This window comes from Rhodothermales bacterium, from assembly GCA_017643395.1.
Classification (GTDB): Bacteria; Bacteroidota; Rhodothermia; order Rhodothermales; family UBA10348; genus JABDJZ01.
In genome coordinates this window covers 136,336-158,578 of sequence record JAEPNP010000004.1, presented here as the reverse complement: position 1 = coordinate 158,578, position 22,243 = coordinate 136,336, and the positions used below count along the sequence as shown (strand labels likewise).

Here is a 22,243-nt window from a genome sequence, read left to right as displayed (position 1 = left end):
TACTGCGGCCGCGGCGGCCGCGTACAAGGCCGCCGGAGTGCGACTCTATATTTGCATGATGGAAGACTGGTGGCCAAAAACGGACAAGGAAGCCTGGGCCATGAAGGTTCGGGGCTTCGAGATGGTCGAGGCCATGCGCGTGCACGAATTGCGCCACATGGAGCTCGGCGAGTGGAAGAACGCCCTGCGCCTGGTGCACACGGTGCGCGAACCGGACGTGTGGCTGTTCCAGGCCGCCCTCAGCGTGCAGCGCAGCATCTGGGAGGCCGGCTATGAGTTTGCGTTCATCGGAGGGGTGGCGCTACAGCGGTGGGGGGAGGTGCGGTTCACGACCGATGTGGACGTGACCCTTTGGTGTCCGCTGGGCGAGGAGTCAAACGTGACCAGTGACCTGGAATCAGCGTTCGGCAGACGTGAGCCGGGTGCCAGTTTCATGGCGCGGATTGCGCGCACATTCGCAGGTCGGACGCATACCGGTCACAACCTCGACGTAGCCCTCGCCTCCACGCCATATGCCCGCGGACTTCTAAACCGCGCGGTCGACGTCGACTTTGGCGTCGAAGAGCCCCTCCACGTGTGCTCTGCGGAGGACCTGACCATAACCAAGACCTGCGCAGGCCGCGGTCAGGACTGGGTGGACCTGAAGCGCATCATTCAGCGCAGCGGGCGCGCGATGGACTGGGATCTCGTGTGGGAGGAATTGGCGCCCCTCCTTGCCATGATTGAAGACCCGGAGCGGATGGACCGGCTCAGGGAGCTTGTGGCGCAGGAGAAGGATCCGCCGCCGGGAAATCCTTACGGACTGTAAGCCACAGGAATCGGCTCAGCGTGAACAGGCCTGCCGCCAGACCCAGGGACACAAAGGCTGCGCTCCACCAGCCCGGGACCAGACTGCGGGTGACGCCGAAGAATCCCAGCAACGCGACGGCAAACACCCCGAACCCTACCCGTTCCCAGGGGTCCAGACGCGGTTGCGGGACTGGAGCCTCCATGGGCCGCAGGGTGAACAGGGCTCGGAACCGGTGCCAGTCCCAGCAGCAGAGATACGTGACGGCCAGCATCATGGGCACCGTGATCATCGGGGTGCCCGTGAAGGGCAGCGCGACGGTGATGACCACAATGTTGACGATGATCGGGAAAAAGAGTGCTGCCCCCAGGTGGGCGGTCAGCGGTGTCAGAAGTAGCAGCCCGGCCAGCACCTGACTGAGCCCGATGAACTGCCAGTAGAGTCCCGTCTGGAACATGGCTTCGAAGAAGTCGCCGACCGGATTGCCGGGGCCGATCAGCGTGAACCGCCTGCCCAGCAGTTTCACCATGCCGGTCGGGATGAACGCCGCCGCCATCATCAGGCGCGTGAACAGGGCAAACCGGTAGAAGAAGGCGCGCTCGCGCACCCAGACAAAGGCGCGATCCAGGGTATTCAGCATGGCGGGGGGCGATGTGCTGGGTGCTTGACGGGAGGTCGGCGGCCGGAGTTTCGTGACTGCGCTCCCGACCGTAATCTGACAGCCCATCATCCCACGTTCTCATGGATCGACGCAAGTTCATCGCAACCAGCACACTGGCCGGCATGGCCGCGGCGACAGGCACGGCTCAGGGCGCATCGCCCGAATCCGGACCCGGCATTCTGAAACGCCGCACCCCGAGCGACACGGTCCGGCTTGGTTTCATCGGCACCGGGCTGCGAGGTCGCGGGCACCTGGGGCTGGCCCTGCGGCGGGAGGATGTAGCCGTGACCGCGCTCTGTGACGTCGACTCGGACGCGCTGGCGGCGGCGGAGAAGATGGTGTCTGATGCCGGCTGGGCGGCCCCGGCCAGCTACGGCGACGGGGACTACGCCTTCATGGACCTCCTCGCGCGCAATGATGTCGATGCGGTGATCATTTCCACGCCGTGGTTATGGCATACGCGTATGGCGGTGGCCGCCATGAAGGCGGGCAAGTACGCCGGCGTAGAGGTCTCCGCAGCCAACACCCTGGAGGAATGCTGGGACCTGGTCAACGTGCATGAGGAGACCGGCGTGCCGGTCATGATCCTGGAGAACGTGAACTACCGGCGCGATGTGATGGCGGTACTGAACATGGCGCGCAAGGGGCTCTTCGGCGAGATGATCCACTGCGAGTGCGGCTACCAGCATGATCTGCGGCATGTGAAGTTCAACGACGGCAGACAGGCTTACGGCGGAGGCGTCGAGTTCGGGGAGAAGGGCTTCTCGGAGGCCCGTTGGCGCACCGCGCACTCGGTGCATCGCAACGCTGACATCTATCCGACCCACGGGCTGGGCCCGGTGGGCATGTACCTGGATATCAACCGCGGCAACCGGTTCGTGAGCCTGACGTCGACTGCAACCAAGGCCCGGGGCTTGCATGACTACATCGTCAATCACCCGCAGGGTGGACCCGACCACCCGAACGCGAGCGTCGAGTTCAAGCTCGGAGACGTGATCACCACCGTGATCCGCACGCAGAACGGGGAGTCGATCATCGTGAGCCACGATACCAACCTGCCCCGGCCGTACTCACTGGGCTTTCGCGTGCAGGGGACCAAGGGAATCTGGATGGACATCAATCGCTCCATCTACCTGGAAGGCATGGAGCCGGCCCATCGCTGGCAGGAGGCGGCGCCCCTGCTGGCGGAGCATGATCATCCGCTCTGGCAGCGCTATGAAGAGCGCGCCACCGGCGCGGGCCATGGCGGCATGGACTTCTTTGTGCTGCACGCGTTCGTGGAGGCCTGCAAGCGTGGCGAACAGACGCCGCTGGATGCCTATGACGCGGCGGCCTGGTCTGCCGTAACGCCACTTAGCGAGATGTCGATTGCTGCAGGCAATGCGCCGCAGGCGTTTCCCGACTTCACGCGCGGGCTGTGGATGAAACGGCGGCAGGACTTTGCGATGGGGGACGAGTACTAGGACGCCGCCGCGGCGCGGCTCGTCCCGAGGGGGGCGCCTACGCCTTGTCCGCCGCGGCTCGAATCACCCGCGCCACCGGCGGCGTTGCATCCCGCAGCAGCCGTTGGAGGTAGGCATCCGTGTCATCCCCGGGATAGCGGAACGAGCAGCCGGCACCGGTGACGATTTCTGCAAGCTGGACGTACGCCTCCTGGCGCTCATCGGCACCTCCGGAGTAGCGAGAGCCGTGAGTGACCCAGCCGATGGGTGAGGCTTCATGCACAGGGTCGAACACGTCGAGTGGCGCCCCGGCGGCGACGAGAATTCGCGCCATTTCGGGCTGTCCGAACCAGCAAGCCTGATGCAGTGGGGTGCCGCCGTCCAGGCCGGGAGCCGCCACATCGGCGCCCGCATCAATGAGCAGAGTCACGAACGCGGCGGCGTCGCGCCCGGCCATGTCCGCGAGGAGCCGGTCCTCCTCGGGATTGCCTGTGCGCGCAGCGCCGGGGTGCTCGGCCAGCACGTCCCGCGCGGCCTGCAAATCCCGCATCGAACACGCTACCGCCAGCCGATCGGCAGGGGTCAGTGCGGTAGACACTCCGTGCACCATGAGCGCCGCGGCCGTTTCGGTGAACCCGCGACGCACCGCGTGCTGCCAGGCCGTCTTGTCGCCATGGTTGCGGGCCTCGGCGTCTGCGCCGGCCTCAAGCAGGATTTCGACGGCCTCAAGCCTGCGCCTTCGAGTTGCGACCAGGAGAGGGGTCTCGTTGAAGGGGCCGTAACGGGCCTCCAGGTCGGCGCCTGCCGCAATCTGGCCGCGCAGCCATTCGTCCCCGGGATACTCCCAGTCCAGTTCGTGGTGCACTAGCGGAAACGGTCTCCCGTCGAGCGGTCCGGCAGCCGACACTCCGGCCAGGCATGCTCGGCAGCGCGGATTCGGGGCAGTCGCTCATCCTCGGCCGCGAGATAGGCCAGCAGTGCCACGAGGGTCGCGTTTGCGCGCAAATCGGCCGGCGAGACCTTGTCAAAGGTGTCGCGATTGGTGTGCCAGGTACCGAATCGGTAGTCGAATTCGTGGCTTGCCAGGTTGAAGGCCGGGGCCCCTGCACAGATAAAGCTCACGTAGTCGCTGCCGCCTTGGCCCGGCGTGCCGGGAGCCACCAACTCGATGCCGTCCACGAGGTGGGCCGGAATCCTGTTGAACCAGCGATCGAAGAACGGCCGGGCTGCACTCAGGCCCTGCATGTCGATGGTTTCGATGCGCCCCGTGCCGTTGTCCTGGTTGAACAGCGCCTGCAGGCCGTCGACTACTTCGGGGTGGTCTGCCACAAAGCCGCGGGACCCGTTCAGGCCCTGCTCCTCACCACTCCAGAGGCCCAGGAGGATGGTCCTGCGTGGCTGCGGGTAGTGCATCGCGAGCAGGCGCATCGCCTCCAGCATGACCACGCTGCCGGTGCCGTTGTCGGTCATTCCGCTCGCTCCGTCCCACGCATCGAAGTGCGCGGACAGCACCACGTACTCGTCCGGCAATTCCCGTCCCGGGATTCGGGCGATGAGGTTGTGTGCCGGAGCTTCACCAAGTGACTCGGCCTCTCCGTATGCGCGAAGCACAGGCCCCTGATTGTTCTTGGCCAGGCGGTAGAGCAGACCGTAGTCCTCGCAGCTCAGGTTGAACGCCGCCGCGCGGCGGTTCATCGCTTGGAAAGAGTAGGTCAGCGGGAAGATGCGGTCGGTACCGCGTTCTCCGGTCCAGAGGTTGGTCAGAAAGCCGGCCACTCCGGCATTCTCCAGCGCATCGATGATCTCCTGACGCGAGAGCCCGAGGTTCTTGACCCGTGACTCCCAGGCCTGTCGCTCAGCCTTTCGCCAGGTCTCGAACGCACTGCGTGTAGCCGTGCCGCCGTAGTCCTGCCAGACCTCCATCGGGCGACACGTCGGCTCGTAGGGCGTGAGCATGACGAACTTGCCGCGCACGCTCGGCAGCCAATTGCTGAACTGCTCGGCGCCGCGCAGATCGGGCAGGAGCACAACCGGACCCTCCGCAGAGCCCTCTGTGCCGGGGCTCCAGGTAAGGAGTTGTCCCTCCAGGCTGCGCGTTCGCGGTTCGATCAGATCGAGGCTGACAAATCCGCGCTTCCAGCTTCGCCACGTGCCCTGGGCTTCCCTTCGGGACGCGATGCCCCAGGACTCCAGAGAGCCCATCGCCCAGTCAATGGCCTGCTCGTGGGCGGGCGATGCGGTCAGGCGCGGGCCGATCACGTCCGCCAGATATTGGGCCATGGCCATGACCTCGGAGCGCTCCATCCCGTCGCGGTGAATGGCATCCACCACCTGGGAGGACTGGGCTGCGGCCGCGACTGGCAACAGCAGCGAAAAGACCAGGATCATCCGCTTCATGCCCAATGAAGACGGACGGGCGGGGAAAAGGATTCAGGGGCCCGTGATTGGGCCCCTGGTCCCGGATCAGCTCTTGCGGCCGGCTGCGAGGAGAAAGACGCCACCGACCAGCATCAGACCCGAGGCGACCGGCGCGATCGGGAAGCTCTTCTCCTGCTCGGCTTCGATTTCGATGGGGCCGGCGTCCAGCACCGTCTCGTTTGAGGTGTAAGGGATTCCGCCAAAGATGAATCCGATGACACCGATCACAATCAGGACTACCCCAACAATGGATTTAGCATTCATGACAACAAACAGGAATAATGAAAACAATGACTTAAACGTAATTGCTCTCGGCCATTCCCGGGTGCAGCGGCCGTGAAATCCTGCTGGGGTTGCGTGGGTGGGGGACGGTAGTCTGGGGGCCGGGCGGTGGGCTCCGCGCCGTGCGGGCGCTGGGCTCCGCGCCGGGGCGGGCAATGGGCTCCGCGCCGGGGCGGGCGCTGGGCTCCGTGCCGGGGCGGGCGCTGGGCTCCGCGCCGGGGCGGGCGATTGGCTCCGTGCCGGGCAGGCGATGGGCGCAAGCCCGCGGCCAGCTACCGATTTGCCGCCAACGTGGAAAATCGGCCCTGGAGTACACGTTCGGGCGCTCTCAATCCGCCGACAAGTGGAATACGCGCCCAGATTGCACATCGACCCCGCGAGCCGCGATCCGAAGGTGGACTCAGCCCCCTCGATTCCACGTTTGCGCCAGATCGCGGGCTGCGCCGCATGAGGTCTTCCGCAGCCCGGCCGCCGCCGCTGATCCGCCTCTCCGCGTCATCGGCCCTGCGCAGCAGCTCCCGATTTGCCGCCAACGTGGAAAATCGGCCCTGGAGTACACGTCAGGACCTTCTCAATCCGCCGACAAGTGGAATACGCGCCCAGATTGCACATCGACATCGCGAGCCGCGATCCGAAGGTGGACTCAGCCCCCTCGATTCCACGTTTGCGCCAGATCGCCAGCCGCCCCGCACGAGATCGGCCCGGGCCCCGCTGCCCCCGCGCCGCCGGCCCCTACTCCGCGGCTTCCACCGTGGCGGACATCGACCCCTGGCAGGTCTCGATGCGCCAGTCCGCACCGTAGTCGTGGATCTGGTCGCGTTTGAGTTCCGCGCGCTCCTTCGTGGTGGTGTCCACAATGACCCAGCCGTTGGCGTCCACCTTGCGGGCCATGCGGAAGGCTGTCGCCATCGGATGCCCGAACAGGTCCATCAGCATTTCGATGACGTATTCGTAGGTGTGCGCATCGTCATCAAACAGGATGACGTGAAACCGAGGCACCTGAAACGTGCGGCTCTCGAATTCCTCCTCAATGAGGACTTCGACCTCCGGCTCCTCGACGGCAAGCTGCGGAATGACGGTCGCCCCGGCCCCGGCACCCCCGAACGCCCCGGCGCCCCGGAACGCCCCGGCGCCCCGGAACGCCCCGGCGCCCCGGAACGCCCCGGCGCCCCCGAACGCCCCGGCACCCCCGAACGCCCCGGCGCCCCCGAGCGCCCCAGCCCGCGCGAACGCCCCGGCCGCGCCAAAAGCCCTGAGCCCCGAACGCGAACCCCAAGCGCCGAATCCCGCCAGCCGCGGCCTCATACCAGCTCCGGGCGGGCCTTCGCTACGGCGCGGGCGAGAAACCGCGGAATCACCGCATCATGCGTGCGCTTGAGGAAACTCGGATCCTCCATGCGGGCCAGCATGCGCTTGTACTTCTCGATGCCGTGTTCCATGACCACTTTGTCGGCGCGGTCGGGCTTCCTGAAGTGCCGGATCATGCCTGGCGGATCCGCCTCGGGATGAAACTGCACCCCGACCATATGCTCTGAAATCCGGATGCCCATGACGGCGCGCTCCAGCGGTACATGGGGCCGCTTTTTCTCCAGGGCCAGAATGGAGCCGCCCAATTCGTCGATGCGGTCGTGGTTGGGCTGCACGACCTGCCAGTCCCGGAAATCGGCCGCGTAGATCGGGTCCTCAAGGCCTTCAAACAGGGGGTCCTGCGCTCCGGCAGCTGTCAGGTGAACGGGGAAGATGCCAAAGGATCGGCTCCCGCGGGGTATCACCGAACCCAGCTTGAAATAGCGCACCATCATCTGGAACGAGTGGCAGATGAAGAGCACGCTCCGCGGCGATTCAGTCCCGCGTGCGTTGTGGTCACGCACGCTGTCCAGCCAGCGGAAATACCGCGCCTCCCACGGTTTGCCTTCGCCGTCCCACGGACTGCCAGGCCCCCCGGTGGATATGTAGGCGTCGAACGAGGTGTCCGGCACCGATCCGTCGAACCGGGTCTCGAAGACCTCTACCTCGAAGCCGTCCGGGCCGGAAAGGTCCGCGTTGGCCTCCAGCAACTCCCGGATGGCACGCATCCCTTCGTTCTGGATGCGATTGTAAAGATCAATGACCGCGACGCGGATGCGGGGTGACGCCAAGGGCCCGGTGCCTGGTGAGACTGCTAGTGGTAGCGAAGGATGAACATGGGAAGGGTGCCGCCGCCGGCCGTCACGTTGGCGAGGTTTGTCGCCGACGTTCGGGTCAGGCAGCCTCCCAGAAGGGGACCGTTCAGGTACGGGTCCAGGTCGATGACCGACGGCACCGATTTCCAGTCCGAGCCGGTCTTGATCAGGAACGGCTCGCGATGAATGTCCACGGTCTCCTGCACAACATGACCGTGCTCCAGACCCGTCTGGATGGCGGTATCCCACTCGCCCTGCGATGCCGCGAAGCCGAGCGTCACGCCCGTACCTCCGTACTCGTCATTGGGCTTGATCACAAAGAACTGCCGGTTCGCACGGACAAACTCCACCAGGTCGATGGGCAGCCCGCGGAACGACGTGCGGGACGGCTTCAGCAGCCGGGTCCACGGTATGTGGGCGCCGATCGCATACTTCTGCTCAGGAGAGAGAAAATCCGTGTACTTGTGATCCGTCAGAATGGCGAACAGGGCCTTCTTGTGCACCAGCTTGGTTCTGAACGTGTTCAGATAACACGTCTTCTGCGCTTTGTACCCCTCCAGAAACGCCGGACACTCGTCCTTCATGGCGTAGTACTCGTTCAGCAGCAGCCGGCGGTACAGGATGTCGATCTTCTTGCCGTTGGCATAGATCCAGCCGTCCTTGCACTCCAATTCGCGTGGGTCACAGATTTCGCAATCCATGCCGAGGCGCGCCAGGTACTCCTTGACGAGGTGAAACTCATGGATCGTGGGCACATCCAGATGGTCCACGATGGCAAATGTCGGCCGCAGCTCTTCGCCCTCGAACTCCTCGTGATAGACCCGCAGGAGCCCATCGACCGTGTGGTGCAGGGGATTGACGAAGCGGACCGGATACCGCTCGGTAAACTTCCGGAATGTGGGCAGTTCGCGATAAATGCCCGCGAGCTGGTCCAGATAGGCGATGCCGGCAGGAGACTCGCCATTGATCTCTACGAACTTGAAGGAGTCCGCTGTCAGAAACGAGTCCATCCGGGACGTAGCAGACAGCCGGATGACATTCGTGGGAATGGCCGCCAGTTCGATTTCCCAGTCCTTCAGGCCGAGCTCATTGCGCAGCAGGTCCGGATCCGCGAAAAACCTCGCCGCGATGCGCAGCACAGCCTGACGAATCAGATATACCGTGTCCTGCACCTCGGCATACATGGACTCGCCCAGAAACGTGGGGCGCAGTGAATGCGCCATCGGCCTGTCTCCGAACAGGGCACGGCGGTCCCGCTGCAGGTCCATGAGCATGGCGTGCTCATTATCCGCGGCCGTCAGGTCCTTCTCGATCAGGCTGTTGAAGTAGGTAACAGCCGGTTTGATCTCAGCACGCATGGCAGCCTACGGGATGATCGTGCCGGACCACTGCCGCTTGCGATTGCTCTGGCGGGCTTTCTTGACCAGGAACTCCGCCATGGTCTTGACGATCCACTCGAAGTTCTCGTGGCCCACAGAGTGATAATCGGCGTCGGGAGCCGGATTCATGAAGTCGATGGCGTACGGCACACCGTCGCGCACGGCGAATTCCACCGTGTTCAGGTCGTAACCCAACACCGTGCAGATCGCCAGGACATCGCGCTCGATCTTCTTGTACAGATCCGGGAAGATGGGATCGCTCGGCACGTCCTTGTAGCGCAGGTGGGGCTCCGCCAGCGGGTTGTACCGCATGATGCGCACATGCTCCCGACCCACGCCGTAGCACCGGAAGTAGGATTCGAACTCGATGCCCTCCTGGAGCATCATGCAGTCGTCTCCGGACTCGTTGTACGCCTCGAACAGCTCGTCCATGGTCTCCACGCGGGAGACCCCACGCCAGCCACCGCCGTCATGCGGCTTCAGGAAGGCCGGGAAGCCCACGTATCCGACGATGTCCTCCCAGTCCACCGGAAACTTGAGATTCCGAAACGAGGTCGATTCGGTACGCGGCGGGTGGTCCCTGTGCGGCAGGATGACCGAGCGCGGCACGGCCACGTTCGCTTCCTGGGCGATGAGGTTGTCGATGAACTTGTCGTCCGCGCTCCACCAGAAGGGGTCATTGACCACGTAGGTCCCCTTGATCGCCGACCACTTGAGGAACGAGCGGTAGAAGGGCACCTCGTGGGAAATGCGATCCAGGATGACGTCGTAGTCCGGCTCCGCATCCGTGCGCACGTGGTCGAGCTGCACGAACTCTGCGGTTACACCAAGGTGACCGTAGGTGTTGTTGATATGCGGGACGAGTGCGTCCGGGAACGTGGTTTCCATCCCGCGCAGGATTCCGATGCGTCGGTTGGTTTTCTTCTTCTTGGCCATGTCCGTGTGGGTGAGCGGAGGAAGCTTGGTCAGGCGATGTGCTTGCGGATGAGATCCCGCCAGAACGGCCAGTCGTGGCCGAAACCGGGGGTGACGTCCAGCTTGTGGTCAATGCCCTTTGAGCGCAGAATAGCGCTCATGCTCATGTTGGCGTCGCGGCAGGGGTCCCCTTCGCCGATGGTAAGCACGATGTGGTTGCGATTGATCGCGTCGATGAGCCCGGAGTCCCCCAGGTTCGACATATAGTCGATGGGGTTGTTGAAGTAGACATCGTTGTTGTAGAAGCCGTCCATGAACGACTTGATGTCAAAGGCTCCCGACAGCGCGATCAGTTTGCCGAAGAGATGCGGGTGCTTGAATACCAGGTTGGCGGCGTGGTAGGCACCGAAACTGGCGCCGGCGGCAATGATGAAGCTCGACCCGGTGCGCGTGCGGATGAACGGCACGACCTCATTGATGACGTAGTCCTCGTACTGCTGGTACCGCTTGATGCGCACGTACGGGTCGACATGCTTGTTGTAGAACGACTCCGAGTCTACCGAGTCAATCAGGATCAGCTGGTTGTGTCCGCCTTCGAGCTGGTAGCGGAGCGAATCCGCCATTTTGAAGTCTTCCCACTCGAAATAGCGGCCCATGCTGCTGGGAAATGCCAGGATGGGGGTGCCGGCATGCCCGAAGGCCAGGAGTTCCATGTGGCGCCCGAGACTGGGGCTCCACCAGGAGAGGTGTTCGCGCTTCATCTATCTATAAACCCGGAAATGGATCGTTGCCCGCGTGGCCGGGGGCAAATCCGTGTGTGGAATCTCCCTTATACCACTGGAGAATTGACCGGATCAGCCACGGAGAGCGGATTCGACGAACATTCGACCGCTCTAGGTCATTCGTTCTAAAAGCGCTTTCGGCAGGCCTCACCGGGGAGTCGCGTTGAGCGTGCGGGCCGACTGCCCTATCCTGCGGAAAACCCACCCGCCCGCGCATGTCCGAGCTCTTTCCTCCTGCCGCGACCTTTGCTGACCGTGCCCACCTTGGCTCCCTCAGCGCCTACGAAGAGATGTATCGCCGGAGTGTCGAAAACCCGGATGCCTTCTGGGCAGAGCAGGCCGAACGCATCGACTGGTTCGAGCCGTTCCACACGGTGCGCAAGGTGTCGTTTTCGCCGGAAAACGTCTCCATCGAGTGGTACCTCGGCGGCAAGACGAACGTCGCGCACAACTGCCTGGACCGCCACCTGGAAGCCCGAGGCGACCAGACTGCCCTCATTTTTGAGCCGGACGATCCCAACCAGCCCGCGCGTCACGTCACCTACCGCGACCTGCACGAGGAGGTCTGCCGGTTTGCCAACGTGCTCAAGACTCGCGGCGTCAGGCGGGGAGACCGCGTTACGATTTACCTGCCGATGATTGTGGAGGCGGCGGCCGCCATGCTGGCATGTGCACGCATCGGAGCAATCCACTCGGTGGTGTTCGCAGGCTTCTCTCCGGACGCCCTGGCGGACCGCATCCTGGACTGCGACTCCCACGTGCTGCTGACCGCGGACGAGGGCATTCGCGGCGGCAAGCGAGTCCCGCTCAAAGCCAACGCTGATGCGGCGCTGGAGCGTTGCCCGGACGTGCACACTGTCGTGGTCGTGGAGCGCAGCGGCGGATCAGTCCAGTGGCACGACGGCCGGGATATCTGGTACCACGAGGCGCGCGAGACCGCATCGCCCGAATGCGATTGTGCCTCCATGGACGCGGAGGACCCGCTCTTCATCCTGTACACCAGCGGCTCCACCGGCAAGCCCAAGGGGGTGCTGCACACCACCGGGGGCTATCAGGTCTATACGTCGCTGACCCATCAGTACGTGTTCGACTACCACGAGGGAGACGTTTTCTGGTGCACCGCCGACATCGGGTGGATCACCGGACACTCCTATATGATCTTCGGGCCGCTCATCAACGGCGCCACGCAGGTGTTCTTTGAGGGCGTGCCCACGTACCCAACCGCATCGCGATTCTGGGACGTGGTGGACAAGCACGGCGTGACGCAGTTCTACACGGCGCCGACGGCCATTCGTGCGCTGATGCGCCAGGGCGACGACTTCGTGACCCGCACAAGCCGCAAGAGCCTTCGCCTGCTCGGCACGGTGGGAGAGCCCATCAACCCGGAGGCCTGGAGATGGTATCACGAGGTGGTGGGCGATGGGCGCTGCCCCATTGTCGATACCTGGTGGCAGACCGAAACCGGCGGCATCCTGCTTACACCACTTCCCGGTGCCATCGACACCAAACCCGGCAGCGCCACCGTGCCGTTCTTCGGCATCCAGCCGGAGATCGTGGACAAGGACGGTCGGGTGCTGGAGGGAGAGGCTGAGGGGCTTCTGGTGATGAAGGCCTCCTGGCCCAGCCAGGCTCGCACGGTCTACCGGGACCACGACCGGTTCGTCAATACCTACTTCTCGCAGTTCCAGGACAGGTATTTCACGGGCGATGGGTGCCGGAGGGACGCCGACGGCTACTACTGGATCACCGGCCGAGTCGACGACGTGATCAACGTGTCCGGCCATCGCATGGGCACGGCTGAGGTGGAGAGCGCCCTGGTAGCACACACAGCGGTCGCCGAGGCCGCCGTCGTGGGGTGCCCGCATCCCATCAAGGGTCAGGGCATCTATTGCTACGTGACCCTGAACGCGGGCATTGAGCCCAGCGAAGACATGGAAAAGCAGCTCAAACTGCAGGTTCGGGAGCACATCGGACCCATCGCCACGCCGGATCACATCCAGTTTTCTCCGGCGGTGCCCAAGACCCGCAGTGGCAAGATCATGCGGCGCATCCTGCGCAAGATTGCTGCCAACGACTTCGACAATCTCGGCGATACCAGCACGCTGGCGGATCCGAGCGTGGTGGATTCCCTCATCGAGAACCGCAAGGTGCGGTAGGCCGGCCTCCTGGGCCGGGGGCACGGTTTCGTAACGGCCTTTTGCGGGCATCTTCACCCAGAGCGGTGTTGAGCCCCGTAGATTACCCGGATCCGTCGAAAACGCCCGTTCTTGCATTCCCGCTGGAACCGCTTCCGGTCCACCGGGCACATGAATCCTGCTTCCGCATCCATGGCCGATTTCAATCTGGAACAGTACGGTATCACCGTACAGAACATCATCCGCAACGCTCCGGTGGGGGCGCTGTATGAGCATGCCGTCCTGTACGACCAGGGCGCCATTTCCAACACCGGTGCGCTGATGATGCGCTCCGGCAAGAAGACGGGCCGCAGCCCCAGCGACAAGCGCATCGTCGACCTGCCGCAGAGTCACGACGACATCTGGTGGGGCAACGTCAACATCCCGGTGGACGAGCACACGTTCGACGTCAATCGGGAGCGTGCCATCGACTACCTCAACACCTGCGACCGGATCTACGTGATGGACGGCTTTGCGGGTTGGGATCCGAAGTACCGGATCAAGGTGCGCATCATCTGCACCAGGCCGTACCACGCGTTGTTCATGCACAACATGCTGATCCGGCCGAGCGCGGAAGACCTGGCGAGCTTCGGGGAGCCGGACTACGTGGTCTACAACGCTGGTCGTTTCCCCGCCAACCGCCACACCAGCTACATGACGTCCAAGACGAGTGTGGATCTGTGCTTCGAGCGGCGTGAGTTCGTGATCCTCGGTACCGAGTACGCGGGCGAAATGAAGAAGGGTATCTTCAGTGTGATGCACTACATCATGCCCAAGCAGGATGTGCTCTCCATGCACTGCAGTGCCAACGAGGGAGACGACGGCAACGTGTCGCTCTTCTTCGGCCTGTCGGGGACCGGCAAGACCACGCTGTCTGCAGATGCCCATCGTCATCTGATTGGCGATGACGAGCACTGCTGGACGGACGATGGGGTCTTCAACATCGAGGGCGGTTGCTACGCCAAGGCCATCGGTCTGTCGCAGGAGAAGGAGCCGGAGATCTACGGCGCCATTCGCTACGGCACCGTACTCGAGAACGTGGTCTATGACGAAACCACCCGTCAGGTGGACTACGACGACGTGTCGATCACGCAGAACACGCGCGCGTCATATCCGATCGAGTACATCGACAATGCCAAGATCCCCTGCGTCGGCGGGCATCCGAACCACATCATTTTCCTGACTTACGACGCGTTCGGCGTGTTGCCGCCCATTTCGCGGCTGTCTCCCGAACAGGCGATGTACCACTTCATTTCCGGCTATACCGCCAAGGTGGCGGGCACGGAAATGGGGGTTACCGAGCCTCAGGCGACGTTCTCGGCCGGTTTCGGGGCGGCCTTCCTGATCATGCACCCCAGCCGGTATGCGGAGCTGCTCGCACAGAAGATGGAGAAGCACGACGCCAAGGCGTGGCTCATCAATACCGGACTCACCGGCGGCGCCTACGGCGTGGGCAAACGCATGAGTCTGCCGCATACCCGTGCGATCATCGACGCCATCCACGAGGGCAAGCTGGACGATATGCCCACCGTGGCTGATCCCGTGTTCGGCGTTGGCGTGCCGACCGAAGTCCCGGGCGTGCCGACCGAAATCCTCACCCCGCGTAACGCTTGGTCGGACAAGGCGGCATATGACACCACGGCGCGCAAGCTGGCTGGTCTGTTCGTGAAGAACTTCAAGCAGTTCGAGGAAGGCTCCAGCGACGCCATTATCAACGCCGGCCCTCATACTGAGGCGGCGAACGCCTGATCAAGTCGGGTGGCCGGCCTCGGGGTCGGCCGCAGACCGCACGGTCAATTCCGGGGACCCGGGCTCACCCGCGTGGTGGGTCCGGGTGCCTCACTGAATTCGAGCAGGTCGGCACGAACCGGCGCGACTCGGTAGCGCCCAAGGAACCGCTCGTACGGGACATAGGGCCGGCGATAGGCCAGTGCGCCATCTCTGCTGCCCAGCCAGCTTTCCCATGCAGCGGCCGGTCGATACGCTGACATGTCCTGCGACCAGGCTCGGCTGGGCGCAAAAGACGGCGAGGACGGATGCCCGGAGCGCAGCCACTGGACCGGTCCATAGCGGCCGGACAGTCCGGCGGGCTGCGCGCCGGGATAGCGCAGCTGCAGGGCCGGATCCAGTTCCCAGCGCCAGGTTCTGGTGTCGGTGCCGAACCATGCCCGGAGTGAGTCGAGTGCCGCGTCCGGCCCGAACATGGTCGCGAGATCGTACACCGAGGCGGCAATGGACGAGCCTTCGAAGCGTCCGTCCCAGTTTCGCAGATAGGAGTCGACAGCCTCGTCCTCAACGGAGAGGGCCACAGAATCCGTCAGCACGCTTCCGGTGTCCAGGAACAGGCCCGGTGCCCACCGCAGCGTGTCGTCCACGGCATCAATGCGCGCGGCCAGAAGATTGGCCTCGGGACCCATCGTTTGCAGAACCACCGAGCCACTTCGCACCAGAGGCGTGTCGCCCAACAACGATACCGTGCCCTGCGACACTGCCAGTCCCAGTCCGGTGGCGAGCGCGAACCCGTTGGCGTCTGGCAGGGACAGCCACTGTTCGGCGTCCGTGTGTACGCGCAAACCCGGCCATCGCAGGACCTCCTCGTCGAATGAGATTCCGTTGTCCGTGGTGGTGCGGCTTCCTGCGACCTGTGAACCGTCGGCCACCTGGACCGCGAAGTAGGAGGTGGTGGTCGCCGTCGAATCCGTCTCCACTCGCGCCGAGGAGCTGAACGGTTTACACCAGGCTGCCGCCCCGGAGCTGCCGCAGAAGCGGTAGGGCAGTCCTGGTATGGTGGCTCCGGCATACAGCTGTCGGCCTCCTTGCACGATGCGATAGGTGGCGAGTGCGGGAGCGCCGGAATTCCCCAGGGTGAGTCTGGCAAAAAGACCGTGCTGTTCGGTCACCCACAGGGCCGCCTGGTTCAGCGCATGCAGGCCGAGAAACTCCGCCAGAGCGTGGCGCTCCTGATCGAGTGCGACGGCCAGCGGATGTGCTTCCGGACCGACGGTGGTCGACAACCAGGTCACAAGTCGCTCGACGGCTATGGAGTGCCGCGCGTGCCAGGGCTCGGGATTCAGGCCCAGTTCTGTCGGCACGGGAAGGAGCGACCATTCACCGCCGGCCTGGGCGGCCCTCACGCCGGCCGCGTACCGATCCAGGGCCGCAGGAATGGGTGTGTGCTCAGGCGGAGCGACGCCGAGCGTGCGTACGTGCGTGTCAAACGGTATGGTCTCCGGGCCGAACCATTCCGACAGCCGACCCAGCGCTGCCTGCCGATAAAGGGCCATGATCCACGGGTGGCCGAGTCCGTGCGCAACACCCAGGGCAGTTTCCACGTCTTCCCCGGAGGCCACGTTCAGGACAGCGTCACCGCCTTCGTGCCACTGGATGGTCCACGGCGCGGAGGTCGGTGCTTGCACGCCGGCAGGGGGGGTCACACCCTGTCTGAATGCCAGATGCCACGCCGCAGCCGCCATGACAACCAGCGAAGCAAGAATCCAAAATATGGTCAGCAGGACGGATCGCATCGCCGGCGGAAAGGTAATCGTCGGCATGGGGGCGGCACGCTCCTTGCCGGGGATCCGGTGTGCTCAATTAACCGTTCCCTCACAAATACACCGTTCGACCTGATGTCCACTCGCAAGCTCGTTTCCGCAGGGGTACTGATTCTGGTAGCCGGGGTCCTGGCCGGCGTTCAGTTGGGGGGCGTCCTGCTTGACAGCGACATCTCGAAATCGTTGCGCAAGGTGGAGGACGCTTTCGTGCTCATCGCCCAGCGCTACGTGGAGGATGTGGACCACGAGGAAATGGCCGAAGACGCCATCTACGGCATGCTGGAGGCCCTGGACCCGCACTCGATGTATTTCGATGCCGAGCGCATGCGCCGGGAAACGGAGCAATTCGACGCATCCTTTGAGGGTATCGGCATCTCCTACGACCTGATCCGAGGCGAGTCCGGTCAGGACACAATTGCCGTGGTGTCGGTCATTCCGGGCGGTCCCAGCGAAGAAGCGGGTCTGTTCACCAGCGACCGCATCGTGGCCGTGGACGGGAAATCGTCCATCGGATTCAACGACGAACAGGTCCGGGCACACCTGAAGGGGCCGCGCGGGTCGGATGTGACGGTGACCATCATGCGCCCAGGGGAAGAGGACACCTTCGATGTGCAGATTACCCGCGACCGCGTTCCGATCGTGACGGTCGACATCGCCTACATGATCGAAGAGGGCACCGGGTACGTAAAACTGAATCGCTTCGCCCGAACCACCCACTCCGAATTCCGGCGTGCCCTCGGCCAGCTCAAGGAGCAGGGCATGGAACGCCTTGTGCTCGACTTGAGAGGCAACGGCGGCGGCTACATGAGCATGGCCGTGCGGGTGGCGGACGAAATGCTGGCCGATGGCCAACTGATTGTCTCACAGCGCGGACGCACGAGAGACACCAACGAGTCGTACAGCTCGACCGACGGTGGATTGTGGGAAGAGGGCCCCGTCATGGTGCTGGTTGATGCGAATTCCGCCTCTGCCAGTGAAATCGTTGCCGGTGCGCTGCAGGACCACGACCGTGGCCTGGTAGTCGGGCGCCGCACGTTCGGCAAGGGGCTGGTTCAGAACCAGTTCATGCTCAACGACGGCAGCGCCATGCGCGTGACGGTCGCCCGGTACTACACCCCCAGCGGTCGCCTGATTCAGACGGCCTACGCCGACGGAGATCGCAGCGCCTATCTGGAAGAGAAACGGGAACGCCAGCGCAGCGACGGAGCACTCGCGCTCGAGGATCTGCTCGCGGAGGTGCCGGACTCCCTGAAGTTCAGGACCACGGCCGGTCGTACGGTGATCGCGGGTGGCGGCATCCTGCCGGACTTCATCGTGCATGCCGACACGCTCGACTACTTCACGCGCGGCCTGTTGCGAGGCGGCCTGGAGCGCCAGTTCGTCCGCAGCTGGCTGGACCAGAACGGTCAGGCCATCAGCAACCGCTTCGAGGATCAGTGGGCCTTCAATGCGGGCTTCGATCTCAGCGACAAGGACCTCGAGGACCTCTACCGGTTTGCCGAGGAAAATGGTGTGCTCAACGAGGATGGCGAGGCGTTCGATCGGCAGGAGATCAACGAGGCCGCTCTGAAGGCACTGATGAAAGGCCGCATTGCCCGCCGACTGTACGACCAGTCGGCGTGGTATCCCGCATTCCACCCAGTGGACGGCACCCTGCGCCAGGCTCGCGAGATGTGGCACCACGCTGAGGATCTGGCGCAGTCCTACGCCACGCGCTAGCTCCTGGTCGCTCTGAGACCTAGCGAGGGGCCGTGCGAGCGGCCCGGAATCCGTAGGCCGCGTTCCTGGGGCCGCCACTCCAGGCTCCATACGTGCGGAGCGCAATCGGGCTGAACGGATTGAAGTCGGACTGACTGACGGCGCGACCGTAGTAGCCGCCGCCCCGGTACCCATAGCCCTTGGACGCTTTGTACCCTGACGGCCATCCCGCCACATCGGCGTCTCCGTAGGAATCGACGGTGCCGTCGCCATGATTGCCCGTAAATGCCCGACCGACTTCGTCGCCGGCCGTGACGACCTTCTCCCACATGCTGCCCGCGAGGTCCATCACCCAGTAGTAGCTGGCCCCGAACTGGGCCCGGTTGGCCTCCGTCATGTCGCTCTCGTCCAGGCCATTAAGCATGACGGCGTCCTGCGATTCCGGGTGAATGCGCCGCTGCATGACATCGAAGTCCGCTGAATTCCAGGGGTACTCCAGGGGCTGTGGTTCGAGCGGTCCGCGCGCTGCCTTGGTGAACTCAAACTCCGTGTAGGGGCGCAGGCCCGCCCAGTCGGTGAATGCCATCATGTCGTCCCAGTGCCAGAACACATTGCGCCGGTCCGGATGGTCGGCCACGAAGCGACCCTGCGTCATGCGAATACTGCCTCCGCGCTCACGGTAGAGTGGATCCCCGACGTTCGCCCGGTGGCCCGCCCCGGGCCAGCCCGCGAGGCTGCTGAGGAAGGCGGCATATTCCCCCTGGGATACCTCGTATTTCATGAGGTAGAACCCTGCGAACCCGTTTGGAAACGTGCCTGGGATGGGGCCTGACTGGTCCCCCTGGTAAATGTCCCGGCGCACCTGGTAGTACAGGCTGCCCGCGTCCGGACCGACCGGAATTTCCTGGTCGGCAGCCGTGATGCGAAAAGTGCCCGCCGGCCGGCCGCTTGCATCCGAGCGGAAGAAGGCCCCGTAGTCCAGCGCTCGAGGGTCGGGGTCCCCAAGCTCTACGGGACCCTCCGGGATGTACACCATCTCCACGGCGTAGGCCGCAATCTCGGTGCCCGCATTCAGCGGTGTGCGCTCGGCGTCCTGCCGAAGAAGCACGCGATACTGCAGGCGACCCCGCCACGTCGAGGCAGGTCGGACGAATGCCCCGGTCCCGTCGTCCGCCACAAGCACGTCCGCATCCGGCATGGCGACCTCTCCTTTGGCAAGCAGTACGCCGGATTCGGGGATCAAGTACAGGTGTTGGTAGCCGGACGGACGCAGCACCTTGAAGAAAAGCCAGGCTGCGTCATGGTTGCGTTCGTTGAACCAGGCGTTGTCCCAACTCACCGTCACAGCGACAAAGGGACTACGGGCGTCGAGCGGGTTGCGCACGCTCTCTACATGCTCAACACGAATATCCGTGGCGCGCACGCCGGAGGCGGACAGGGCAACGGCAACCAGTGCAACGAGAAGAGGGGCGAGCAGGGAGTCTGTTCGACTGCACATACGGGCGATGGGGTCCTGGTGCGAGGGAGCGAGTGTGCCCAACATAGGGGCTGTCCGCCGCCGCAGGAGGGCGGGTTTTTTGGGTCCCCCGGGCGGGGCAACTTCACAGTGTGCGCCGTGTCTTTTGCATAACCGGTGAGGTCTGCTCCGAGACGGAAACCTTGATTGACAATGCCGGAAACGTTGAATATCATTTTGAATCGGCTTTTCAAACCCACCAAACGCGACAAAGCCGATCCTTAACTGAGGCCGGATCTGGCCGGGCGAGCGGTCGCCGGGCATCGTGCCCGCTGGCCGTCGGAACGCAAAACAAACAACGCTCCAGGAGGAAATAGCGTCCATGAATCTTCTTAGTCTGCTCCTCATGCTGCCGCAGGAAGTGGCTGCCGACGACAGTTTCGTCAATGCACTTGTTCAGCGGTTCAATGAGGGCGGCGAGTACATGTGGCCGGTTCTCATTTCGCTGATCATCGGACTCGCGATCGCCTTTGAGCGCATCATCACGCTCAACCGCGCGGACATCAACACGCGCAAGTTCATCGTGAACGTCAAGGGGGCCCTCGAAGAAGGTGGCGTCTCCGCAGCAGAAGAGATCTGCGCCAATACGCGCGGCCCTGTTGCTTCCGTTTTCCAGGCTGGTCTCCTTCGCCATGACGAGGGAATCGAAGCCGTAGAGAAAGCCGTCGTTTCCTATGGTTCCATTGAGATGAGCTTCCTCGAGCGAGGGCTCGTGTGGCTGTCGCTGTTCATCTCCCTGGCTCCGATGTTCGGCTTCCTCGGAACGGTTGTTGGAATGGTCGAGGCCTTCGACGCCATCGAGTCCGCCGGTGACATTTCCCCGTCCCTCGTGGCCGGTGGTATCAAGGTTGCCCTGCTCACGACGGTGTTCGGTCTCATCACGGCCATCATCCTGCAGTTCTTCTACAACTACGTCGTTTCCAAGATTGACCGCATCGTCATCGACATGGAGGAGGCCTCGATCGAGCTGATCGATTCGCTGGTGCTCCTGCAGGCCGGCCGCCCGGTATCGGAGAACGCCTGACCCTGCAACTGTTGATCTAGGAGGTCTCTCATGGAAACCATGGTACCCTACGCCATCTACCTCGTGCTCGCGCTTGTCGGGCTTGGCATGGTGGCTATCGTGCTGTTTGGTATCAGAAACCTGAGCCACGGCAAGGTGAATCCTTCCACGATCGTGCTGTCGGGCATCCCGATGGTCCTGCTGGTCGTGCTCGGATTTGCGCTGGGTGACTGGGCGGTTGCGGGCGTGTACACGTTCCTCATCTCGCTCGTGCTCACCACGGCGGCCCTGCTGCTCTCGGGTGTCAAGGGTCTGTTTGGCTGATTCGCATCGCCGAATCACCCGACAACCCTAAAACGAAACCACAATCATGGCACTGCTAAAGAAAAAGAAGCGGACAGAGGCGGAAATCCCGACATCATCGATGGCGGACATCGCCTTCCTGCTGCTCATCTTCTTCCTGGTGACCACCACCATCGATGTCGACACCGGCATCGGCATGGTGCTGCCGCCGAAGCTGGAGGAAGATGTGGAGCCGCCGCCGATCAAGGAGCGCAACGTGCTCAAGATCCTGGTCAACGAGACCGGCATGGTCCTCATGGAGGATCAGCCGTCCGCCGCTGACCTGGTGCGGGCCGAGGTCAAGAAGCACGTCCTGAACAACGGGGCGGATCTGGCCTACTCGGAAGCCCCGGGCAAGGCGCTCGTGTCGATCAAGACCGCCCGACAGACACCCTACGAGAACTACGTAGAGGTGCTGGACGAGGTCTGGATGGCCTATTTCGAGATGTGGGATTCGGAGGCGCGTCAGTTGGGTTATGCCGACTACGCGACCTACGTCGAAGCCATCGAACAGAACGGAGCGGAGAACGAGATACGGGAGAAGATCAAGCCCGCCATCTCCATCGCCGAGCCGGACGCGGCCTAATCCTCACCTTTTGACCAGCGCTACCTATGTCGGGTCACTTCAAGAAAAAGAACACGACGAAGCAGGATATCCCTACCGCTTCGCTCCCGGACATCATCTTCATGCTGCTGATCTTCTTTATGGTCAGTACGGTGCTCCGCGAGCAGACGGTTCAGGTTCGTACGCTGCTTCCGCAGGCTGAAGCCATCACCAAAATCGACCAGAAACGGCTCGTGTCGTACGTCTGGATCGGTCCCCGCAAGCTGGAAGCGAACCGGGTTGGTGATACGGCCGTGCAGATTGACGATGCCCTCATCGATGAACTGACCAACGTGCGCACCATCATGTACCGGAAGCTCGTCGAGCAGCCGCGATTGATTGTGTCGCTGCGTGTGGACCAGGAAGCCGAAATGGGCTCGGTGCTTGACGTGCAGCAGGAGCTGCGCGAGGCGGGCACGCTGCGCATCAACTACTCGACCAAACGTCAGGTGTCCTGACCGGGCGGGGTTCGCCCCGCTGAAAAACTTTGGTTCAGAATTGAAAAGGCTCCGCTCCGGCGGGGCCTT

Annotated in this window: 21 protein-coding genes; 9 read left to right on the top strand and 12 right to left on the bottom strand. The window is 63.5% G+C overall.

Translation table 11 applies throughout. The annotated features are described in order from the left end of the window. Positions 1 to 37: 37 nt before the first annotated feature. Positions 38 to 808: a nucleotidyl transferase AbiEii/AbiGii toxin family protein gene (locus JJ896_13340; GenBank protein MBO6780631.1), complete on the top strand. Its 771-nt coding sequence runs from the start codon at positions 38 to 40 to the stop codon at positions 806 to 808. On the opposite strand, the gene JJ896_13335 is transcribed toward JJ896_13340, so the two are convergent. Next, complete coding sequence (locus tag JJ896_13335) at positions 750 to 1,427, bottom strand: DoxX family membrane protein (protein ID MBO6780630.1); 678 nt, start codon at positions 1,425 to 1,427, stop codon at positions 750 to 752. The genes JJ896_13340 and JJ896_13335 overlap by 59 nt on opposite strands. Before the next feature lie 101 nt (positions 1,428 to 1,528). Between JJ896_13335 and JJ896_13330 the strand changes: the two genes are divergently transcribed. Next, the gene (locus JJ896_13330) at positions 1,529 to 2,911 is read left to right on the top strand and encodes a Gfo/Idh/MocA family oxidoreductase (protein ID MBO6780629.1); all 1,383 of its coding nucleotides are present in this window, start codon (positions 1,529 to 1,531) and stop codon (positions 2,909 to 2,911) included. A 37-nt stretch (positions 2,912 to 2,948) separates the two neighbouring features. Here JJ896_13330 and JJ896_13325 read toward each other — a convergent pair whose 3' ends face one another. From JJ896_13325 to JJ896_13285, 9 genes are all read right to left on the bottom strand, one after another. Further along, positions 2,949 to 3,755, bottom strand: a complete 807-nt coding sequence (locus tag JJ896_13325) for an ankyrin repeat domain-containing protein (GenBank protein ID MBO6780628.1) — start codon at positions 3,753 to 3,755, stop codon at positions 2,949 to 2,951. Continuing rightward, on the bottom strand, positions 3,755 to 5,287 hold the full coding sequence (locus tag JJ896_13320) for a M28 family peptidase (GenBank protein MBO6780627.1): 1,533 nt from the start codon (positions 5,285 to 5,287) through the stop codon (positions 3,755 to 3,757). The genes JJ896_13325 and JJ896_13320 overlap by 1 nt, the downstream gene beginning before the upstream one ends. Before the next feature lie 66 nt (positions 5,288 to 5,353). Further along, complete coding sequence (locus tag JJ896_13315; protein MBO6780626.1) at positions 5,354 to 5,572, bottom strand: hypothetical protein; 219 nt, start codon at positions 5,570 to 5,572, stop codon at positions 5,354 to 5,356. Positions 5,573 to 6,322: 750 nt separating this feature from the next. Next, positions 6,323 to 6,589, bottom strand: a complete 267-nt coding sequence (locus JJ896_13310; GenBank protein MBO6780625.1) for an ATP-dependent Clp protease adaptor ClpS — start codon at positions 6,587 to 6,589, stop codon at positions 6,323 to 6,325. Further along, a complete protein-coding gene (locus JJ896_13305) occupies positions 6,520 to 6,777 on the bottom strand; it encodes a hypothetical protein (protein ID MBO6780624.1) in 258 nt (85 codons plus the stop codon). Before JJ896_13305 ends, JJ896_13310 begins: the two co-directional genes overlap by 70 nt. Before the next feature lie 114 nt (positions 6,778 to 6,891). Then, positions 6,892 to 7,728, bottom strand: coding sequence for a hypothetical protein (locus JJ896_13300; protein MBO6780623.1), 837 nt, complete (start codon positions 7,726 to 7,728; stop codon positions 6,892 to 6,894). A 23-nt stretch (positions 7,729 to 7,751) separates the two neighbouring features. Next, positions 7,752 to 9,110, bottom strand: coding sequence for a hypothetical protein (locus JJ896_13295; GenBank protein MBO6780622.1), 1,359 nt, complete (start codon positions 9,108 to 9,110; stop codon positions 7,752 to 7,754). A 6-nt stretch (positions 9,111 to 9,116) separates the two neighbouring features. Beyond that, positions 9,117 to 10,067, bottom strand: a complete 951-nt coding sequence (locus JJ896_13290; protein ID MBO6780621.1) for a hypothetical protein — start codon at positions 10,065 to 10,067, stop codon at positions 9,117 to 9,119. Positions 10,068 to 10,096: 29 nt separating this feature from the next. Continuing rightward, on the bottom strand, positions 10,097 to 10,807 hold the full coding sequence (locus tag JJ896_13285) for an esterase family protein (protein ID MBO6780620.1): 711 nt from the start codon (positions 10,805 to 10,807) through the stop codon (positions 10,097 to 10,099). Between the two features lie 236 nt (positions 10,808 to 11,043). Here JJ896_13285 and acs point away from each other — a divergent pair, with 236 nt between their 5' ends. After that, the gene (acs, locus tag JJ896_13280; protein MBO6780619.1) at positions 11,044 to 12,984 is read left to right on the top strand and encodes an acetate--CoA ligase; all 1,941 of its coding nucleotides are present in this window, start codon (positions 11,044 to 11,046) and stop codon (positions 12,982 to 12,984) included. Positions 12,985 to 13,134: 150 nt separating this feature from the next. Next, the gene (gene pckA, locus JJ896_13275) at positions 13,135 to 14,751 is read left to right on the top strand and encodes a phosphoenolpyruvate carboxykinase (ATP) (protein MBO6780618.1); all 1,617 of its coding nucleotides are present in this window, start codon (positions 13,135 to 13,137) and stop codon (positions 14,749 to 14,751) included. 44 nt (positions 14,752 to 14,795) lie between these two features. Here pckA and JJ896_13270 read toward each other — a convergent pair whose 3' ends face one another. After that, on the bottom strand, positions 14,796 to 16,526 hold the full coding sequence (locus tag JJ896_13270; GenBank protein ID MBO6780617.1) for a penicillin acylase family protein: 1,731 nt from the start codon (positions 16,524 to 16,526) through the stop codon (positions 14,796 to 14,798). Between the two features lie 102 nt (positions 16,527 to 16,628). On the opposite strand from JJ896_13270, the gene JJ896_13265 reads away from it, so the two are divergent. Then, positions 16,629 to 18,272 carry a S41 family peptidase gene (locus JJ896_13265; GenBank protein ID MBO6780616.1) on the top strand — a complete coding sequence of 548 codons (1,644 nt, stop codon included), beginning with the start codon at positions 16,629 to 16,631 and terminating at the stop codon, positions 18,270 to 18,272. 19 nt (positions 18,273 to 18,291) lie between these two features. Here the strand turns inward: JJ896_13265 and JJ896_13260 are convergent, their stop codons facing one another. Beyond that, the gene (locus JJ896_13260; GenBank protein MBO6780615.1) at positions 18,292 to 19,749 is read right to left on the bottom strand and encodes an SUMF1/EgtB/PvdO family nonheme iron enzyme; all 1,458 of its coding nucleotides are present in this window, start codon (positions 19,747 to 19,749) and stop codon (positions 18,292 to 18,294) included. Positions 19,750 to 20,089: 340 nt separating this feature from the next. Between JJ896_13260 and JJ896_13255 the strand changes: the two genes are divergently transcribed. From JJ896_13255 to JJ896_13240, 4 genes are read left to right on the top strand one after another with little or no spacing between them, the layout of a single operon-like run. After that, the gene (locus JJ896_13255; GenBank protein ID MBO6780614.1) at positions 20,090 to 20,791 is read left to right on the top strand and encodes a MotA/TolQ/ExbB proton channel family protein; all 702 of its coding nucleotides are present in this window, start codon (positions 20,090 to 20,092) and stop codon (positions 20,789 to 20,791) included. Positions 20,792 to 20,821: 30 nt separating this feature from the next. Next, positions 20,822 to 21,094 carry a hypothetical protein gene (locus JJ896_13250; protein ID MBO6780613.1) on the top strand — a complete coding sequence of 91 codons (273 nt, stop codon included), beginning with the start codon at positions 20,822 to 20,824 and terminating at the stop codon, positions 21,092 to 21,094. A 46-nt stretch (positions 21,095 to 21,140) separates the two neighbouring features. Next, entirely contained in the window at positions 21,141 to 21,698 is a 558-nt protein-coding gene (locus tag JJ896_13245; protein MBO6780612.1) for a biopolymer transporter ExbD, read from the top strand. Between the two features lie 26 nt (positions 21,699 to 21,724). After that, complete coding sequence (locus JJ896_13240; GenBank protein ID MBO6780611.1) at positions 21,725 to 22,174, top strand: biopolymer transporter ExbD; 450 nt, start codon at positions 21,725 to 21,727, stop codon at positions 22,172 to 22,174. Positions 22,175 to 22,243 lie beyond the last annotated feature (69 nt).